The organism is Flavobacterium sp. ARAG 55.4 (genome assembly GCF_051846875.1).
GTDB lineage: Bacteria > Bacteroidota > Bacteroidia > Flavobacteriales > Flavobacteriaceae > Flavobacterium > Flavobacterium plantiphilum.
The window spans coordinates 95,634-114,009 of record NZ_JBPYCT010000001.1 but is presented as its reverse complement, the minus strand read 5'-3'; the positions used below and the strand labels follow the sequence as shown (position 1 = coordinate 114,009).

Annotated in this window: 13 protein-coding genes and 1 tRNA gene; 2 read left to right on the top strand and 12 right to left on the bottom strand. The window is 34.8% G+C overall.

Annotated elements, in window-relative coordinates; all coding sequences use genetic code 11:
- Positions 1-15 precede the first annotated feature (15 nt).
- Genes ACSV4D_RS00535 through ACSV4D_RS00500 form a run of 8 tightly spaced genes read right to left on the bottom strand, consistent with a single transcriptional unit; the run spans position 16 to position 11,321 of the window.
- Entirely contained in the window at positions 16-1,812 is a 1,797-nt protein-coding gene (locus tag ACSV4D_RS00535) for a cytochrome c oxidase subunit I (RefSeq protein WP_408080875.1), read from the bottom strand.
- 31 nt (positions 1,813-1,843) lie between these two features.
- Complete coding sequence (locus ACSV4D_RS00530) at positions 1,844-2,998, bottom strand: cytochrome c oxidase subunit II (RefSeq protein ID WP_439226745.1); 1,155 nt, start codon at positions 2,996-2,998, stop codon at positions 1,844-1,846.
- Between the two features lie 19 nt (positions 2,999-3,017).
- Positions 3,018-4,385, bottom strand: a complete 1,368-nt coding sequence (locus ACSV4D_RS00525; RefSeq protein WP_439226744.1) for a quinol:cytochrome C oxidoreductase — start codon at positions 4,383-4,385, stop codon at positions 3,018-3,020.
- Between the two features lie 27 nt (positions 4,386-4,412).
- The gene (locus ACSV4D_RS00520; protein WP_439226743.1) at positions 4,413-4,958 is read right to left on the bottom strand and encodes a c-type cytochrome; all 546 of its coding nucleotides are present in this window, start codon (positions 4,956-4,958) and stop codon (positions 4,413-4,415) included.
- Positions 4,959-4,965: 7 nt separating this feature from the next.
- The gene (locus ACSV4D_RS00515) at positions 4,966-5,490 is read right to left on the bottom strand and encodes a DUF3341 domain-containing protein (RefSeq protein WP_408080871.1); all 525 of its coding nucleotides are present in this window, start codon (positions 5,488-5,490) and stop codon (positions 4,966-4,968) included.
- Positions 5,483-6,886, bottom strand: coding sequence for an NrfD/PsrC family molybdoenzyme membrane anchor subunit (gene nrfD / locus ACSV4D_RS00510; protein ID WP_073241589.1), 1,404 nt, complete (start codon positions 6,884-6,886; stop codon positions 5,483-5,485). Before nrfD ends, ACSV4D_RS00515 begins: the two co-directional genes overlap by 8 nt.
- A 29-nt stretch (positions 6,887-6,915) precedes the next feature.
- A complete protein-coding gene (locus ACSV4D_RS00505) occupies positions 6,916-9,969 on the bottom strand; it encodes a TAT-variant-translocated molybdopterin oxidoreductase (RefSeq protein WP_439226742.1) in 3,054 nt (1,017 codons plus the stop codon).
- A gap of 32 nt (positions 9,970-10,001) precedes the next feature.
- Positions 10,002-11,321: a c-type cytochrome gene (locus ACSV4D_RS00500; RefSeq protein ID WP_439226741.1), complete on the bottom strand. Its 1,320-nt coding sequence runs from the start codon at positions 11,319-11,321 to the stop codon at positions 10,002-10,004.
- 217 nt (positions 11,322-11,538) lie between these two features.
- On the opposite strand from ACSV4D_RS00500, the gene ACSV4D_RS00495 reads away from it, so the two are divergent.
- Positions 11,539-11,928 (top strand): SPOR domain-containing protein, encoded by a 390-nt coding sequence (locus tag ACSV4D_RS00495; protein ID WP_408080868.1) that lies wholly within the window; start codon positions 11,539-11,541, stop codon positions 11,926-11,928.
- A 466-nt stretch (positions 11,929-12,394) separates the two neighbouring features.
- Here the strand turns inward: ACSV4D_RS00495 and infB are convergent, their stop codons facing one another.
- From infB to rimP, 3 genes are read right to left on the bottom strand one after another with little or no spacing between them, the layout of a single operon-like run.
- Positions 12,395-15,298 (bottom strand): translation initiation factor IF-2, encoded by a 2,904-nt coding sequence (infB, locus tag ACSV4D_RS00490; protein WP_439226738.1) that lies wholly within the window; start codon positions 15,296-15,298, stop codon positions 12,395-12,397.
- 49 nt (positions 15,299-15,347) lie between these two features.
- Positions 15,348-16,601, bottom strand: a complete 1,254-nt coding sequence (nusA, locus tag ACSV4D_RS00485) for a transcription termination factor NusA (protein ID WP_073241599.1) — start codon at positions 16,599-16,601, stop codon at positions 15,348-15,350.
- 14 nt (positions 16,602-16,615) lie between these two features.
- Positions 16,616-17,080, bottom strand: coding sequence for a ribosome assembly cofactor RimP (gene rimP / locus ACSV4D_RS00480; protein ID WP_439226737.1), 465 nt, complete (start codon positions 17,078-17,080; stop codon positions 16,616-16,618).
- A 170-nt stretch (positions 17,081-17,250) separates the two neighbouring features.
- Here rimP and ACSV4D_RS00475 point away from each other — a divergent pair, with 170 nt between their 5' ends.
- Positions 17,251-18,075 carry a universal stress protein gene (locus tag ACSV4D_RS00475; protein ID WP_439226736.1) on the top strand — a complete coding sequence of 275 codons (825 nt, stop codon included), beginning with the start codon at positions 17,251-17,253 and terminating at the stop codon, positions 18,073-18,075.
- Between the two features lie 51 nt (positions 18,076-18,126).
- Here the strand turns inward: ACSV4D_RS00475 and ACSV4D_RS00470 are convergent.
- A tRNA-Gln gene (locus ACSV4D_RS00470) sits at positions 18,127-18,197 on the bottom strand.
- Positions 18,198-18,376 lie beyond the last annotated feature (179 nt).

The following is an 18,376-nucleotide window of genomic DNA, read 5'->3' as shown; positions in this document are numbered from 1 at the left end:
GAGGTTTAAATATATTTAGTGATGTAAAACTGATTCACCTGGTTTCATTGGAACCGTTTGAGGTACAAAATCCTCTTCATGTTCAGGGTTACTGTAATCGTAAGCCCAACGGTGAACTTCAGGAATTTCACCTGGCCAGTTACCATGTATATGTTCAACTGGTGTAGTCCATTCTAATGTAGTAGATCTCCAAGGGTTTTGTTCTGCTTTTTTACCGTTAAAGATACTGGCAAAGAAGTTATACAAGAAAACTAATTGGAAAGCTCCTCCAACCAAAGCAAAGGTAGTAATCAATACGTTTACATTTTGCAAGTCATCAAATAACGGGAAGTTTGTATTTGTATAATAACGTCTTGGTAAACCAGCTAATCCAATAAAGTGCATTGGGAAAAATACTCCATAAGCACAAACTGCTGTTACCCAAAAGTGAATATAACCTAAATTTTTATTCAACATTCTTCCATACATTTTAGGGAACCAGTGATAGATACCGGCAAACATTCCATAAAGTGCAGAAATACCCATTACTAAGTGAAAGTGAGCAATTACAAAGTAAGTATCGTGAACATTAATATCTAAAGTACTGTCTCCTAAAATGATTCCTGTTAAACCTCCTGTAATGAAAGTAGAAACCATTCCGATAGAGAACAACATCGCAGGATTCAGTTGTAAGTTACCTTTCCATAAAGTTGTAATCCAGTTAAATGCTTTTACAGCAGATGGAATTGCAATCAATAAAGTAGTAAATGTAAATACAGATCCTAAGAATGGATTCATCCCTGAGATAAACATATGGTGACCCCAAACAATTGTAGATAAAAATGCAATTGCAAGAACTGACATAATCATAGCTCTGTAACCAAAAATTGGTTTACGTGAGTTAGTTGCCATAATTTCAGAAACAAGACCCATTGCAGGTAAAATTACAATGTATACTTCAGGGTGTCCTAAAAACCAGAATAAGTGTTCAAACAAAACAGGAGAACCTCCCTGATAATGCAAAACTTCTCCGGCGATATAGATATCAGATAAGAAGAATGACGTTCCAAAACTTCTGTCAAAAATTAACAACAAAGCCGCTGATAATAACACCGGGAAAGAAATTACTCCAATTACCGCCGTAACAAAAAATGTCCAGATTGTAAGAGGCAATCTTGTCATAGACATTCCTTTAGTTCTTAAATTAATTACAGTAACAATGTAGTTCAAAGATCCCATCAAAGAAGATGCGATAAAGATTGCCATAGACACTAACCAAAGAGTCATACCTGTTCCAGACCCAGGAATAGCCTGAGGTAAAGCACTCAACGGAGGATAAATTGTCCAACCTGCAGAAGCTGGTCCAGCCTCAACAAACAGTGAACATAACATAATTACAGCAGATAAGAAAAACAACCAGTATGAAATCATGTTCATAAATCCGGAAGCCATATCTCTGGCTCCAATTTGAAGAGGAATAAGTAAGTTACTAAAAGTTCCACTCAAACCAGCCGTCAGTACAAAGAATACCATGATAGTACCATGAATTGTAACTAAGGCTAAATAAATATCATTTGCCATTACACCATCAGGAGCAAATTTATCACCTAATAAAACATTAAATATTTTAAAAGATTCTTCAGGCCATGCTAACTGCATTCTGAAAAGCAAAGACATAGCTATCCCAATAACTCCCATAATAATACCTGTAATAAGGTATTGTTTAGCAATCATTTTGTGATCAATACTAAAAATATATTTAGTAATGAATGTCTCTTTATGGTGGTGTTCATGTTCGTGATCGTGTGCGTGATCGTGAGCTTCTGCTGACATATATTATACTTTAAATTTTCTTAATAATTTATTATTTCATAGCTACTTCAGGAGCCGCAGGAGCTGCCACAGTATCATTCTCTTTAGCTTCAACCCCAGTTTCTTCAACTGGTTTCTCTAATGATGCTTTTACCTGAGCAACCAAAGTTGTTTGATCTGCTAACCATTTTTTATAATCCTCTGGTGTATCAACAACAATTTTCATTTGCATATTATAGTGTGAAGCACCACAAATTTTATTACAAAGCAATAAATAATCAAATGTATAAGGATCTAATCCTGATTCACCCTTAGCAATTAATTCAACACTCTTTTTAGCTCTTAACTCATTAATATGAGTTACTTTTTCAACCATATAAGGTAATTCTCTGTACTCAGAAGTAGTATAGACAGGAGTAAAAGCAAACTCAGTAACCATACCCGGAACACAGTTCATCTGAGCTCTGAAATGTGGAAAATAAGCTGAGTGTAAAACATCCTGAGAACGGAATTTAAAATGTATTTTTTTTCCTTTAGGAATATGTAACTCACTCACTACTATATCATCCTCTGCATTTTTATCTGATAAATCTACACCTAAAGTATTTACACCTTCGATATATCTTACATTAGCTTTACCTAATACGTTATCTTCACCAGCTATTCTGGCAGTCCATTTAAATTGTTGAGCATATAATTCAACTACAATAGTATCCTCATCTTCATCAACAAACATAATATTTGTCCAGGCATATAATCCATAAAGAATCAAACCAGCTAAAACAACAGCAGGAATAATACTCCACAAAGCTTCTAGTTTATTATTATCAGCAAAATATAAGGCTTTCTGATCTTTTTTTCCTTTATACTTAAAAGCAAAATAATATAATAAAACCTGTGTAATTGCCTGAACAGTAAAAATTAAAACCCAGGTAATATTCATCAGATTATCTACCTGTCCTCCATGCTCAGAGGCAGGAGTATGCAAGGGTAAATTACCCCAGGCTAACAAACCATATATTGTAAAAACATACAGGAATGCTAAAAAACCAAACATCAAATATCCCTGAATATTATTGTCTCTATCATTAGCTACCTGAGAACTATCTGAAGAAGTACCCACTTGAGTAAGGTCGAATATTTTAGTCAATTGCCATAAAGCAACAGCTAATAAAACTAAAACTATAATTACCAACAAACTTGTCATCTGTTTATTTCTTTAAAAATTAATAATGAAAATGTCTACTTTCTTCGATATAAGGATTTCTTTTTGCTAATAAAGGAGCTTTAGTTAATGCAGTAAACACTGTAAAAATAAACAATCCAAGGAAGAAAAGAACTGATGAAATTTCAGGAACACCTATAAACCACTGATCACCAACAGTACCAGGCATAATCATATTAAAGAAATCAATATAATGACCTGCCAAAATAACAATACCAGCCATAACGATTACCCAAGTAATTCTTTTGAAATCAGTATTGATAAGAATTAATAATGGGAAAACAAAATTCATAACAACAGCTCCAAAGAAAGGAAGGTTATATAAATTAATTCTGGTTACGAAATAAGTAATTTCTTCAGGAATATCAGCATACCAGATTAACATGAACTGAGAGAACCATAAGTAAGTCCAGAAAATACTAATACCAAACATGAATTTTGCTAAATCATGAATATGACTTGTATTAATATACTCTAAGAAGCCTCTTGATTTTAAATAAACCGTTACCATTGCAATTAAAGTGATTCCGCTCACAAAGAAACTTGCAAAAACATACCAGCCAAATAATGTAGAAAACCAGTGAGGATCAAATGACATAATCCAGTCCCAGGACATGATAGACTCCGATACGATGAAGAAAACCAAGAAACCTGCAGAAATATTAAAGTTCTTTTTATAAAAACTATTATCATTCGAATCATCCTGTGCTAAACAGTTTTTTCTGGAATAATGACGGTATAAATTCCATCCAATTAAGAAAATAGCTGCTCTTACAATCCAAAATCCGAAATTTAAATACCCTGATTTACCAGCAATCATTTTATCATAATTTGCACTTGCCGGATCCGTTACACCGTCTGCCATCCAGGCAAAAAGATGATTAAAATGAAGACCGCATAATACTAATATTATAAAAAAGATAACAGAAGCTACAGGAAGAAAAGAGGTTATACCCTGCATAACTCTAAACAAAACCGGAGACCATCCTGCTACAGCAACTTGCTGAATAGCATAAAAAACTAAAGTTCCCATTGTTATCAACAAAAAGAAAATACTAGCAACATACAATGCAGCCCAAGGCTTGTTTTGCAATTGATGTAACACGTGAGTTAAATGCTCTTCGTGTTCCGCATGTGCATCTGCTTCACTTGCGCCAGCATGATTTGCTGTTGCATGAGCTTCTTCGTGAGCAGGCTTTTCCTCATGATGTTGTGCTTCACCATGTCCACCATGTGATGATGCAGAAAGGATACTCTCTACTTCATGAATATCTTTTGGTGCGTTTAAAAAACCATACCCTATTCCTAATATACCTACGGCCATTAAGATAAAAGAAAAAGTTTTTAATTTACTTGAAAATGTATACATATCTAATACGATCAGTTTGTTCAACAATTATAATTGGCTTTTAAGTTTAAGCACGTAGTCAGCAATCAACCAACGTTCGTGTTTAGTTAATTGATTAGCATGAGAACCCATTGCATTTAAACCATAAGTCTCAACGTGGAAAACACTTCCTTCAGTGATAACTCTATCCGCATAACTAGGAACTCCAAGAAATTTTTCTCTTTCAACTAATTTTCCTTTACCATTACCAGTTGTACCATGACAAATAGCGCAATAAATATCAAAAAGTTCTTTTCCTTTTCCGGAATTTCTATCCAAAGAATCAAGAGGTGATTTTAAATTTGCTTTCGCTAATTCATAACCCTCAGTAGTATTTGGATACTCATAAGGTTCAAAACCTCTGTTTATACTACCCTGAGCAGGTAGCTGACCTTCCTGACCATTTGCAAAAGCTTTAGACTCTGAATAAGTTTCATAGCCTACTGATTCGTACATATTTGGAAAATACTGATAATTCGGCGCTTTATCGTTATGGCAGGAAGCTACTAATATAGTTATGCCTAACAATAGTGTTATTTTATATACCCTTTTCATATCTAAATTAATTCTTTTCAATTACTTTAACTTCTACAGCACCTGTATTTTGGAAAAAAGAAACTAATTCCTCTTCATTATTATTTACAGCTACTTCCATTAAAAAATGGTCATCAGTAGTTCTGACATCTGGATTTTCAGCTTCTTTAAAAGGCCATAATTTACTTCTCATATAAAAAGTAATTACCATTAAGTGAGCTGCAAAAAATACAGTCATCTCAAACATAATAGGCACAAAAGACGGCATATTCTGAATATAACTAAAACTTGGTTTACCTCCGATGTCCTGCGGCCAGTCATGAATCATAATATAACTCATCATGAAAGTTGCAAAAGAGATACCTACACATCCGTATAAGAATGCACAAATAGCTAATCTTGAAGGTGCTAATCCCATAGCTTTATCCAAACCGTGAACTGGAAATGGAGTAAAAACTTCCTCAATATGATGATGAGCTGCTCTGGTTTTCTTAACCGCATTCATCAATACATCATCGTCATTATAAATGGCGTATATTACTTTATTACTCATGGTGTGAATCTTTATTTGCTTCTCTTTCTCTTATGTAATTATCTCCTGTTGCTTTTAAAATTGTTTTAACCTCTGCCTGTGCAATTACAGGGAAAGTTCTGGAATACAATAAAAACAATACAAAGAAGAAACCTATTGTCCCGATGAAAATCCCAATATCAACAAATGTTGGAGAGAACATTGTCCAAGAAGACGGTAAATAATCTCTATGTAAAGACGTAACTATAATTACGAATCTTTCAAACCACATTCCTATGTTTACAACAATGGAAATAATGAAAGAAAACATAATACTTGTTCTTAATTTTTTAAACCACATAAATTGTGGAGAAAACACGTTACAAGTCATCATTGACCAATATGCCCACCAGTAAGGTCCTGTAGCTCTGTTTAAGAATGCATATTGTTCATACTCTACTCCTGAGTACCAGGCAATAAATAACTCAGTAATATAAGCAACACCTACAATAGATCCTGTAATCATGATGATAAGATTCATCAATTCGATATGTTGTAAAGTAATGTAAGCTTCAAGATTAGATACTTTTCTCATAATGATAAGCAACGTGTTTACCATCGCAAATCCTGAGAAAACCGCTCCAGCAACGAAGTATGGAGGGAAGATTGTGGTGTGCCATCCAGGAATTACCGAAGTAGCAAAGTCCATAGATACAATAGTATGTACTGAAAGTACAAGAGGAGTTGCTAAACCTGCCAAAACTAAAGACACTTCTTCAAAACGTTGCCAGTCTTTAGCTCTACCACTCCATCCAAAACTCAAAATAGAGTATATTCTTTTATTAAATGGTGTAATAGCTCGGTCTCTAAGCATTGCAAAGTCAGGCAATAAACCAGTCCACCAGAAGACTAATGACACAGATAAATAAGTCGAAATTGCAAATACGTCCCAAAGCAATGGAGAGTTAAAGTTAACCCATAATGATCCAAATTGATTGGGAATTGGCAATACCCAGTAAGCTAACCAAGGGCGTCCCATGTGAATAATAGGGAATAAACCTGCCTGTACAACAGAGAAAATTGTCATTGCCTCTGCTGAACGGTTAATTGCCATTCTCCATCTTTGACGGAATAACAATAATACTGCAGAAATTAAGGTTCCGGCGTGACCGATACCAACCCACCAAACGAAGTTTGTGATATCCCAGGCCCAACCAACTGTTTTATTTAATCCCCATGTTCCAATACCTGTAGATACTGTATAAACTATACATCCTATTCCCCAAAGAAAGGCTGTTAAGGCGATTGAAAATACAATCCACCAATGTTTATTAGCCAAACCTTCGACAGGCGCTGCCACATCTACTGTTACATCATGATAAGTTTTATCACCTATAACTAAAGGCTTTCTAATACTAGAGTCGTATATATGAGACATATTCCTTTATATTGATTTTAAATTTATTTCTAAGTATTTCTAACTTTTACGTGATAAACCACATTAGGTTTTGTTCCAATATGCTCCAATAAGTGATAAGATCTTTCATCAGCCGCTAATTCAGCCACTTTACTTGTTTTATCATTAACATCACCAAATATCATTGCTCCGGAAGAACAAGCACTTGAACATGCTGTTTGGAATTCTCCATCAACCACTTCCCTTCCTTCTCTCTTCGCATTTAAAATAGTAGCTTGTGTCATTTGAATACACATAGAACATTTTTCCATAACTCCACGAGAACGAACGTTAACATCAGGATTTAACACCATACGTCCTAAATCATCATTCATATGATAATCAAATTCGCTATTTTTGTTATATAAGAACCAGTTAAAACGACGAACTTTATAAGGACAGTTATTAGCACAGTAACGAGTACCAACACATCTGTTATAAGCCATATGGTTTTGTCCCTGACGGCCATGAGAAGTTGCAGCTACAGGACATACTGTTTCACAAGGAGCGTGGTTACAATGCTGACACATTACTGGCTGGAAAGAAACCTGAGGGTTATCTCCCGCTTCTTCCATTTCATTAAATGTAGACAATGAACTTGATAAACCAGCTATATTCTCTTTTCTTTCAACATCTTCAGCAAAAGTAGCATCAGAAGAATAATATCTGTCAATACGCAGCCAGTGCATATCACGACTTCTTCTAACTTCAGACTTCCCTACTACAGGTACATTATTTTCAGCGTGACAAGCAATTACACAAGCCCCGCAACCCGTACAGGCATTTAAATCAATAGAAAGATTAAAGTGGTGACCAACTGAACGATCAAAAGATTCCCATAAATCCACAGTAGTTGATTCAACTTCTTTATGGTCTAATGATACTTTTGGAGTTTCATTCCAAATTTTAGAATCCTTGGTATTGAAAATCTCTAAAGTAGTTTCTTTAATAATATCTCCTCTACCCATCAAAGTTTTTTGTCCCTGAACACAAGCAAATTCATGCTCTCCACCAGCTTCAACCAACTCAACTGACTGAACATCATTAAAACCTTTATATAAAGCGTAAGCATTAACACCTACCTGCATTTCTTCTTTCAAAGCAGCCTTACGACCGTATCCTAAAGCAAGACCAATTGTACCAACAGCCTGACCTGGCTGAACAATAACAGGAACCTGCTCTAGTTTTGTTCCGTCAGCAGTTGTAAGAGTAGCATAACTACCATTCAACCCACCATTAGCAACGATTTCATTAGACAAGCCCAGTGCTTTTGCATCAGCATGAGAAACAGTTACATAATTATCCCAGGAAACTCTTGTGATTGGATCCGGAAACTCTTGCAACCAAGGGTTGTTAGCCTGCTGACCATCTCCCATACCAGTTTTAGTATACAATACTAATTCTAAACCAGAAGCAGCTTTAGATTTTGCTAATTCAGAAGCAGCACCAGCATAATCAGCAGTACCTCCGGCAGCAGCTTGTGGAGCTCCAACAAATACTCCATCATGTAAAACTTTATTCCAAGATGAACCTGTAATAAATGATGAAGAATATGCTTTTAAATAATCGTAATAAGTTCCAGTAAGTCCGTTGATAGACATTAAAACATCCTGAAATTGTTTGGTATCAAATAAAGGACGAATTGTAGGTTGCGTTAAACTATAAGTTCCTTTAGTAAGAACTAGATCTCCCCAAGCTTCTAAATAATGAGGAACCGGAGCAGCAATAGTTGCAACAGCAGCAGTTTCATCTTCTTTTAAAGATAAAGCTACAGAAGTTTTTACTTTTTTAAGTCCTTCTGCAAAAGAAGCAGAATCAGCTAAAGTATAAACCGGATTTACACCGCTCATGATTAAAGTATGAACACTTCCCGCATTCATATCCTTAACTAACTGAGCTACTTTTTCATCAGACCCTTTTCTTATTTGTCTTGTTCCAACAGTTGAAAAAGCTTCACTAGCCAACACCTGGTTGATAGCTAAAACTAACAATTGTGCATTTTTATCCTGAATACCAGAAACTAAAAGACCTTTAGAACCGGCAGCTTTTAATTGCTGAGCTGCTTTAGTAACTTCAGCTTTTACTTCAGGAGCAAGATTTACAGCAACTGATGAACCTGTAATAATATTATATATAAGTACTAATGCTTGTTTTTGATTTGCAACCGTCATTGGCAGACGCTTATCAGCAGCAGCACCAGACAAAGTCATATTTGCCTCTAACTGGAAATGACGGGACATTTTTCCATTTTTTGGAATTCTGCCTTGTGCATACCCTGAATCGTATCCACCACCTTGCCAATCTCCCAAGAAATCAGCTCCAACAGAAACGATAAGAGAAGCTTTTGAAAAATCATAATCCACTAAAGCTCTTTCACCATAAACTGTTTCAAAAGCATCTAATGCAGCTGACGAAGAAACCGCATCATAAACTACATGTTTTGCATTTGGGTTTACAGCTATAAAATCAGCAATTAATTTTTCTGTTGAAGGACTCGCTAAAGTATTAGTCAGTAAAACAACCTGACCACCAGTTGCTTTTGCATCAGCGATACTTGATTTAATTTTTGCATCTACTACAGACCAGCTAGAATCTTTCGCTTCTATTTTTGGTGCTTTCAAACGCATATTATCATACAATGACAATATTGAGGCATGAACTCTGGCATTTGCAGCAAATTTAGCTCCCAAAATAGTATTATTATCTATTTTAATAGGACGCCCCTCACGTGTTTTAACAAGTAGATTTGCAAAATCAAAACCGTCAAAAACAGAAGTTGCATAATAATCAGCTACCCCAGGGATGATTTGCTCCGGTTGTAATACATAAGGAATTGTCTTGTTCACAGGCCCTTCACATGCAGCAAGTGTTGCCGCAGCAGTACTAAAACCAACGTACTTTAAAAAATCACGTCTTGATGTTGAAGAAGACGACATAGCATCTGTATTTCCTAAAAATTCATCTGTAGGAATCTCTTCAACAAATTCGTTATTTCTAAGCGCCTCAACAATAGAACCATTTTCTAGTTCCTCAACACTTTTCCAGTATTTTTTGTTTGATGACATTGTATATATATATTAAAATCTTAATAATTTGATTAATAGTGGCATTTTCCACATTCTAAACCTCCCATTTGTGCTTCGGTTAATTTCTCCACACCATATTTCTTAGAAAGTTCTTCATGTATCTTAGTATAATACCCATTTCCTTCCATTTTAACATCTGTTTTTCTATGGCAATCAATACACCATCCCATTGTTAAAGGAGCAAATTGTTTTTGAACTTCGTAAGTTTCAACAGGACCATGACAGGTTTGACATTCAATACCTCCAACAGTTACGTGTTGAGAGTGATTAAAGTAAACAAAATCAGGTAAATTATGAATACGAACCCATTTTACCGGCTTAGTTTTTCCAGTATAAGACTGAGTGGTTTTATCCCATCCCACTGCGTCATATAACTTTTGGATCTGAGCATCATAAAAAGCTTTACTGTACTCAGGAGTAGCAGTAGTTTCAGCAACTTCAGAAATATTTTTATGACAGTTCATACAAACGTTCAAAGAAGGAATACCTGCAGTTTTACTAACTCTGGCAGCAGAGTGACAATATTTACAGTTAATCTCATTATCACCGGCGTGAATTTTGTGAGAATAATGAATTGGCTGAATAGGTTGATAATCCTGATCAACACCCACCTGCATTAAGAAACCATACACAAAATACCCACTTGCCAACAATAAGAAAATAGAAGCAACCAATACTAAAAATTGATTTTTAACAAAAGTCTTCCATAATGGAGTACGCTCAGCTTTAGGAGCAACTTCAATACCGTTAGCTTTAGCAACTTTTCTTAATACATTGTTAACCATTATCAGCATTACTACTAATACTACTAAAACCAACGCAAGAACTCCTAAAATTAAATTATTAGAACTCCCCTCATTAGCTGAGCCTTTAACATCACCAGTTGGCAAAGCAGCCGCTGGTTCAGCTTTAGGTTCAGAAGTATAAGCAATAATATTATCTATATCCTCTGTAGACAACTGAGGAAAAGAAGTCATTACTGATTTATTATTTTCTTCAAATAATTTCACTGCAACAGGATCCCCTGATTTAATCATATCAGAACTGTTATGAACCCACTTATAAAGCCATTCTTTATCGTGCTTATCAGCAACACCTCTAAGTGCAGGACCTGTTGATTTTGCATCAAGTTTATGGCACGCAGCACAATTAGAATTAAAAAGCGCCTTACCTTTTACTGGATCACCACCAGACTGAGCAGCTGCTGGAGCTTCGGTTGCAGCTGCAGGAGCAGCGTCTTGCGCAAATGAAGAGAAGGAAAAAGCCAGCATCATCGCTAAACTTAAAAACATTTTCCTTGAGTTCGAATTATGGTTACCCACCTTTTTCATAAAGTATAATGATTATCTACTAAAAATTGGCACAATTTTTTATACAACAATTTCATATAAAAATGTCCCTTTATTTTAAACAGCCACAAAAATACGACTTAAGAACTATTCTCAAAACCCTAAAATAGCACAAAACTCAATTTATAATAATTCTAAATAAATTTTTTGTTTCACATTCAGCATATAAATATTAATTTTACTTAAAAATCTTCACATTATGAGAATTTTAACTATTCGAACGACTACAATTTACATTACTATTTTTACAATTTGTACTTTCAAATTGGCTGCACAAGAGGCAAAAATTAACATTCATCAAAATCCTAAATTTGAACAGCTTTTAAACGAAAAAAGAAAAATAAACAGCTCAATAGCTGTAAATGAAGGATATAAAATTCAGGTTTTTAGCGGCAACAGTGAAAAAGCAAAAAGCACATTATACAACTGCAGACAAAATTTTCCTGAACTCGACGGAACTATTGTTTTTAACACCCCAAATTACAAAGTCTGGATAGGGAATTTCAAAAGCAGAATTGAAGCGGAACGAAATTTAGCAGAAATCAGAAAAAATTACGAAAATGCATTTCTGATAAAACCTAAGAAATAAAATTTTAACACTATTTGTTACAAAAAAAGGAGCGTAATAAAGTACTTTATTCTTTATTACGCTCCTTTTTTTTCTCTAAATCCACCTTAAAAAGCGCGAATTTAATTTGTTTAAATCTATATACAATTATTCCATTTTAAATCAATACAATCAAAATAAGAACCTGGTCCAGAATATTTGCCACCAACTGCAAACACCCTCGAAATTTCAGATTTCATAACACCTGCAATCCTTTTTATTTTGAAAACGATTGGTCAATCTCTTCAACAAATTATTCCGCAAATTCTCTGCAAACCACTTCTCTTCAACTACTCTTTTGCAACAATTTTATATTCCGTTTTATTGAAATGCAGTACTGAAATCTTTACAGCCAAACATTATATTATCTGACGAATTAATTGTAATGTAAAAACAAAAAAAAATCCCGATTCGTCGGGATTTTTGTTGATAAACTATAATTGAAATATTATTTCAGTTTCTTTTTGATAGCAACTTCATGATAAGCTTCAATAACATCTCTCTCTTCAATGTCATTGTATCCTTTAATCTGGATACCACAGTCATACCCCTTAGTTACTTCTTTTACATCATCTTTGAAACGCTTCAATGCTATTAGCTCACCTTCATGAACAACGACACCTTCTCTAATGATTCTGATTTTAGCATTTCTGGTAATCTTACCATCCATAACCATACATCCTGCAATTGTACCCACTTTAGAAATTTTGAACAGCTCTCTGATTTCAGCAGTTCCTAATACTTCCTCTTTCATTTCAGGAGCAAGCATTCCTTCCATTGCATCTTTCAGATCATCAATTGCCGCATAGATAATAGAGTAGTAACGGATATCGATTTCTTCCTTATCAGCCAATTGTCTTGCATTTCCGGCAGGACGAACGTTAAATCCGATAATGATTGCATCAGAAGCAGAAGCCAACATAACGTCAGTCTCCGTAATTGCTCCAACTCCTTTATGAATGATATTAATTTGAATCTCTTCAGTAGACAATTTAGAGAACGAATCAGATAATGCTTCTACAGAACCATCCACATCTCCCTTAAGGATAACGTTCAATTCTTTAAACTGACCTAATGCAATACGACGACCAATTTCATCTAATGTAATGTGACGTTGTGTACGTACGGATTGCTCACGCATTAATTGAGAACGTTTAGCTGCAATTTGTTTTGCTTCTTTTTCGTCTTCAAATACATTGAATTTATCTCCTGCAGTAGCTGCACCATCCAGACCTAATATAGATACCGGCGTTGAAGGCCCTGCAACAGTAACAACATTACCACGCTCATCATGCATAGCCTTAACTTTACCATGATGTTTACCTGCTAGTAAGTAATCTCCAATTTTTAATGTTCCATGTTGTACTAAAATAGTAGATACATATCCTTTTCCTTTATCTAAGAATGCTTCCACTACAGTACCTTGAGCTAATTTATTTGGATTAGATTTCAAATCTAATATTTCAGCTTCTAACAATACTTTTTCCAAAAGCTCTTTTACACCGGTACCTTTTTTAGCAGAGATATCATGCGATTGGATTTTTCCACCCCAATCTTCTACTAACAAATTCATACCAGCTAGACGCTCTTTAATTTTTTCCGGATTCGCATTTGGCTTATCCACCTTATTGATAGCAAATATAATTGGCACACCTGCAGCCTGAGCATGAGAAATTGCCTCTTTTGTCTGTGGCATGATATCATCATCGGCAGCAATTACAATAATAGCAATATCGGTTACTTGAGCACCACGCGCACGCATTGCGGTAAACGCCTCGTGACCCGGAGTATCTAAGAATGCAATTTTTTGACCATTATCTAAAGTTACTCCATAAGCACCAATATGTTGTGTAATACCTCCAGACTCACCAGCGATAACATTTTCTTTACGAATATAATCCAATAAAGAGGTTTTACCGTGATCTACGTGTCCCATTACGGTAACAATAGGCGCTCTGGTTACTAAGTCTTCTTCTTTATCTTCAACTACCTCGATAGCTTCTTCAATATCTACAGTGATAAACTCTACATCATAACCAAACTCGTCTGCAACAATTGTTAGCGTTTCCGCATCCAGACGTTGATTTTGTGTCACCATGATACCAAGAGACATACAGGTTCCAATTACTTTGTTAATTGGCACATCCATCATGATAGCAATTTCACCTACAGTAACGAATTCCGTAACCTTAATAGTCTTACTTTCTTCGTCTAAAGCTCTTTGCTCATCATCAGATTTTTGACGGTGTGTATCTCTTTTATCTCTTCTGTATTTAGCAGCTTTAGATTTCCCTCCTTTTTTACCCTGAAGTTTTTCTAAAGTTTCTCTAATTTGATTTTTAACTTCCTCTTCTGTTGGTTCTACTTTAGCCACAATAGCAGGACGATTTCCTTTTACAAATCCAGGTCTTGCACCTCTGTTTGCATTAAATCCTCCACCAGTTGTATTAGGTGTAATTTTATTCGGATTAGGAGTTCCAGGAGGTCTGGATGTACCTGGCGTATTAGACGTGCCTGGTTTAGGAGCAATTCTTTTACGCTTATTTTTATTAGCATTAACTCCGGCAGCTCCAGGAGCGCCTGGTTTATTAGGAGTAATTTTAGGATCTTCTTTTTTCTTTTTAGGCTTATTGAACTGCGACAAATCAATAGTTTGCCCTGTCAGCTTAGCTCCTGAAAGTTTTTGATATTGCGTAGCTATAGCATCTTCAGCTGGCGCTTCATCAGTTTTAGCTGTTTCTTTAACCGCCTTAACCTCTTCATTTTCTTTAGATTTTGAAGCCGATACTACCTCTTCTTTCTTAGGGGATTTATCTTCAGTTACTGGCTTGTTCGTTTCCGCAACAACAGGTTTTTCTTCTTTTTTATCTGATTCCGATTTCTCTTGAGAAACAGTTTTAGCAGCCGGTTTTTCTTCTGTAGCTTCAGGCTTTGGAGAAACAACTTTTTCTTCTGCCGGAACAGACGGAGGTGTAGGTTTAGAAGGATTTAAATCAATTTTTCCAACCTGAACAGGTCCTGAAATTACAGCTCTTGCTTTAATTACTTCCTGTTGTTGTCTTTGTAATTCTTCTTCTTGCTTACGCTTATCTTCCGCTTCTCTGTCGCGTTCAATACGTAAAGCCTCTTTTTCTTTTCTTTTTTCTTCACCTACTTCCTTAGAAGCTTCTTTTTTCCCTCTGTCACCCGCAAACTGACCGCACAAGACATCGTATACATCGTTGGAAATTTTTGTGTTCGGATTGGATTCTATTGCAATCCCTTTATCTTTAAGATAATCCACAGCTCTTTCCAAAGAAATATTCAATTCCCTTAAAACTTTGTTTATTCTTATTACTCTCTCTTCAGACATATAACCTTTTTATTATTACCTATTTTGTTGTGTTGTTAGAAGCATAGAACTAACTATCAAACTCTTCTTTCAATATTTTCATTACATCCAGAATTGTTTCTTCTTCTAAATCTGTTCTTCTTACTAAGTCTTCTACATCATGCTTCAAAATACTTTTTGCAGTATCTAAACCAATTTTTGCAAATTCCTCTATAATCCATTCTTCAATTTCATCTGAGAATTCTGTTAATTCAACATCATCCTCATCAGCAGTAGCGCCTGCGATATCACCTTCTCTGATAACATCTAACTCATAACCGGTTAATAAACCCGCTAATTTAATGTTATGACCGCCTCTACCAATTGCTTTTGAAACTTCTTCTAATTTTAAGAATACATCAGCACGCTTTGCTTCTTCATTAATTTTAATCGAAGAAACCTTAGCCGGGCTTAATGCTCTTGTTATAAACAATTGAATGTTACTGGTATAATTAATAACATCAATATTTTCATTTCCTAATTCACGAACAATTCCGTGGATACGGGAACCTTTCATTCCCACACAAGCTCCTACCGGATCAATTCTGTCATCATAAGAGTCTACGGCTACTTTAGCTTTTTCACCCGGAATTCTTACTACTTTTTTAATCATTATTAAACCGTCAAATACTTCCGGAATTTCCTGTTCAAACAATTTTTCCAAAAACTTCTCTGAAGTTCTGGACATAATAATCTGAGGTTTATTTCCTTTTAGCTCAACACTTTCAATAATACCACGTACATTATCTCCTTTACGGAAGAAATCAGATGGAATTTGTTTTTCTTTTGGAAGTACAATTTCGTTTCCTTCATCATCTACCAGAATAACTACTCTTGGTCTCACATGATGTACTTCGGCAGTATAAATATCACCTATTAAATCTTTAAATTGCTTGTAAAGATTCGTATTATCATGCTCATGTATTTTTGATATCAAATTCTGACGCAAAGCCAAAATAGCTCTTCTTCCTAAATCAATTAATTTTACTTCTTCAGAAACCTCTTCACCAATTTCAAAATCTGCTTCAATTTTTCTGGCTTCTGTTAAAGTAATCTCTTCATTTTCAAAATCTAAATCTTCGTCAGCAACGATTACCCTTCTTCTCCAAATTTCCATATCTCCCTTATCAGGATTGATAATGATATCGAAATTATCATCTGAACCGTATTTTTTCTTCAATGCATTTCTAAATACATCTTCTAAAATTGCCATAAGCGTTACACGATCAATAAGTTTATCATCTTTAAACTCTGAAAATGAATCGATTAATGCTAAATTTTCCATGCGAATTCTTTAAATTAAAATGTTACTGTAACAACCGCCTCTTTAATTTCTGTATAAGGTATCTGTTGTTCTTTCTGTACTGTTTCTTTTCCTTTTCCTATTTTTTTAGGCTCTCTTGCTTTCCAAGACAAAATTATAAAATCTTCATTAGCATCAATCAATTCTGCTTCGATTTTTTCTTCATTTGTAGTCACTATCAGTGTTCTACCAATATTTTTTTTATACTGACGAACTAATTTTAGTGGCGATCCCACCCCTACTGAAGCTACTTCAAGCGAAAAATCCTGCTCTTCTCTGTCAAGATTACTCTCTATAGCACGACTAATATCGATACAATCCTGCAAAACCACTCCGTTATCATCATCCAAAGTTATAATTACCTTAAACGCATCGGTAATAGTCAGGTCAATCAAAAAAAGCGAAGAACGCTCTTCAAGAGCTTCCTGCAATAATGTATTTACTTTTTCTTTAAATGTCATATTTTTTATAAAAAGAGGGGACATTTAGTCCCCTCATTATCTAGATTTTAATAAATAACGGCACAAATATAGTGTTTATTTTTATAAACCAAAAATAATTGACTGCTGTAAAATTATTCCTTACCTTTATTTCAATAAAAAAAACTACAAATACAAACCCAATCATAATCATGAAGAAAATATTAGTCCCTACAGATTTTTCAATTCAAGCTGAAAACGCCCTGAAACTAGCTGCACAACTAGCCCAAAATAACAATTATGAAATTCATCTACTACACATAATGGAAATTCCCAGCCAGATGAATGATGCGATTACAGGCGCCACACCAATACCTGATATCATGTTTTTTATCCAAAAAGCAAAAGAAACACTGCGCTTTACAAAAGAAAAAGACTACCTTAAAGAACTCACCATCATCGATTCCATCAAAATGGAAAAAGCATCCACAGGAATCCTCTCTTACATAGACGAAAACAATATAGACCTTGTAGTAATGGGTTCTAACGGAGTTTCAGGAATTGAAGAAATAATCATAGGCTCCAATACCGAAAAAGTAGTTCGCAGATCCTCAGCACCGGTTATAGTTATCAAAGAAGAAATTCCGGTTTTTAACCCAAAAAACATTGTCTTTGCTTCTGATTTTACTGAAGAAATCAAAAAACCGTTTACAAAAATACTTGATTTTGTCAATTTATTTGACGCCAAATTAAATCTGGTGACCATCTGCACCCCAAACAGCTTTAAAACAACCGCTGTCGCAAATAAAATAATGAATGAATTTACCAGTGAATTTGCAATTAAAAACTTCTCAACAAACATTTACAATGACAGCAACATCGAGAAAGGTATCATTCATTTTTCCAAGGAAATCAATGCTGATTTAATTAGCTTCTGCACCCATGGAAGAACAGGTCTTTCCCATTTTTTCACCGGAAGCATTAGCGAAGATCTGGCCAATCACGCCTCTAAACCACTTATCATATTTAAAATATAACAACGCATAAACTAAAAATAAAAAAGCCTCTCGAATGAGAGGCTTTTTATGTTGGTCTACTAGGACTCGAACCTAGAAAGACTGCACCAAAAACAGTTGTGTTACCATTACACCATAGACCAGCAGTGCTTTATTGCGAGTGCAAATTTACAAGCTTTTTCAGTTTACACAAATTTTTTTTGACTTTTTTTTCTAAAAAAAATAAAAAAAATAAAAACTCTTTTATAATCAGGCAGTTAAAAACCAGATTAGTTTTATAGAAAATTTTGTTAATGGCAGTATCCTTAAATAAAAAAACATT

Coding starts and splice junctions, on each gene's coding strand:
- ACSV4D_RS00535 (WP_408080875.1), bottom strand. CDS start 1,812: ATGTCAGCAGAAGCTCACGATCACGCACACGATCACGAACATGAACAC.
- ACSV4D_RS00530 (WP_439226745.1), bottom strand. CDS start 2,998: ATGACAAGTTTGTTGGTAATTATAGTTTTAGTTTTATTAGCTGTTGCT.
- ACSV4D_RS00525 (WP_439226744.1), bottom strand. CDS start 4,385: ATGTATACATTTTCAAGTAAATTAAAAACTTTTTCTTTTATCTTAATG.
- ACSV4D_RS00520 (WP_439226743.1), bottom strand. CDS start 4,958: ATGAAAAGGGTATATAAAATAACACTATTGTTAGGCATAACTATATTA.
- ACSV4D_RS00515 (WP_408080871.1), bottom strand. CDS start 5,490: ATGAGTAATAAAGTAATATACGCCATTTATAATGACGATGATGTATTG.
- nrfD (WP_073241589.1), bottom strand. CDS start 6,886: ATGTCTCATATATACGACTCTAGTATTAGAAAGCCTTTAGTTATAGGT.
- ACSV4D_RS00505 (WP_439226742.1), bottom strand. CDS start 9,969: ATGTCATCAAACAAAAAATACTGGAAAAGTGTTGAGGAACTAGAAAAT.
- ACSV4D_RS00500 (WP_439226741.1), bottom strand. CDS start 11,321: ATGAAAAAGGTGGGTAACCATAATTCGAACTCAAGGAAAATGTTTTTA.
- ACSV4D_RS00495 (WP_408080868.1), top strand. CDS start 11,539: ATGAGAATTTTAACTATTCGAACGACTACAATTTACATTACTATTTTT.
- infB (WP_439226738.1), bottom strand. CDS start 15,298: ATGTCTGAAGAGAGAGTAATAAGAATAAACAAAGTTTTAAGGGAATTG.
- nusA (WP_073241599.1), bottom strand. CDS start 16,601: ATGGAAAATTTAGCATTAATCGATTCATTTTCAGAGTTTAAAGATGAT.
- rimP (WP_439226737.1), bottom strand. CDS start 17,080: ATGACATTTAAAGAAAAAGTAAATACATTATTGCAGGAAGCTCTTGAA.
- ACSV4D_RS00475 (WP_439226736.1), top strand. CDS start 17,251: ATGAAGAAAATATTAGTCCCTACAGATTTTTCAATTCAAGCTGAAAAC.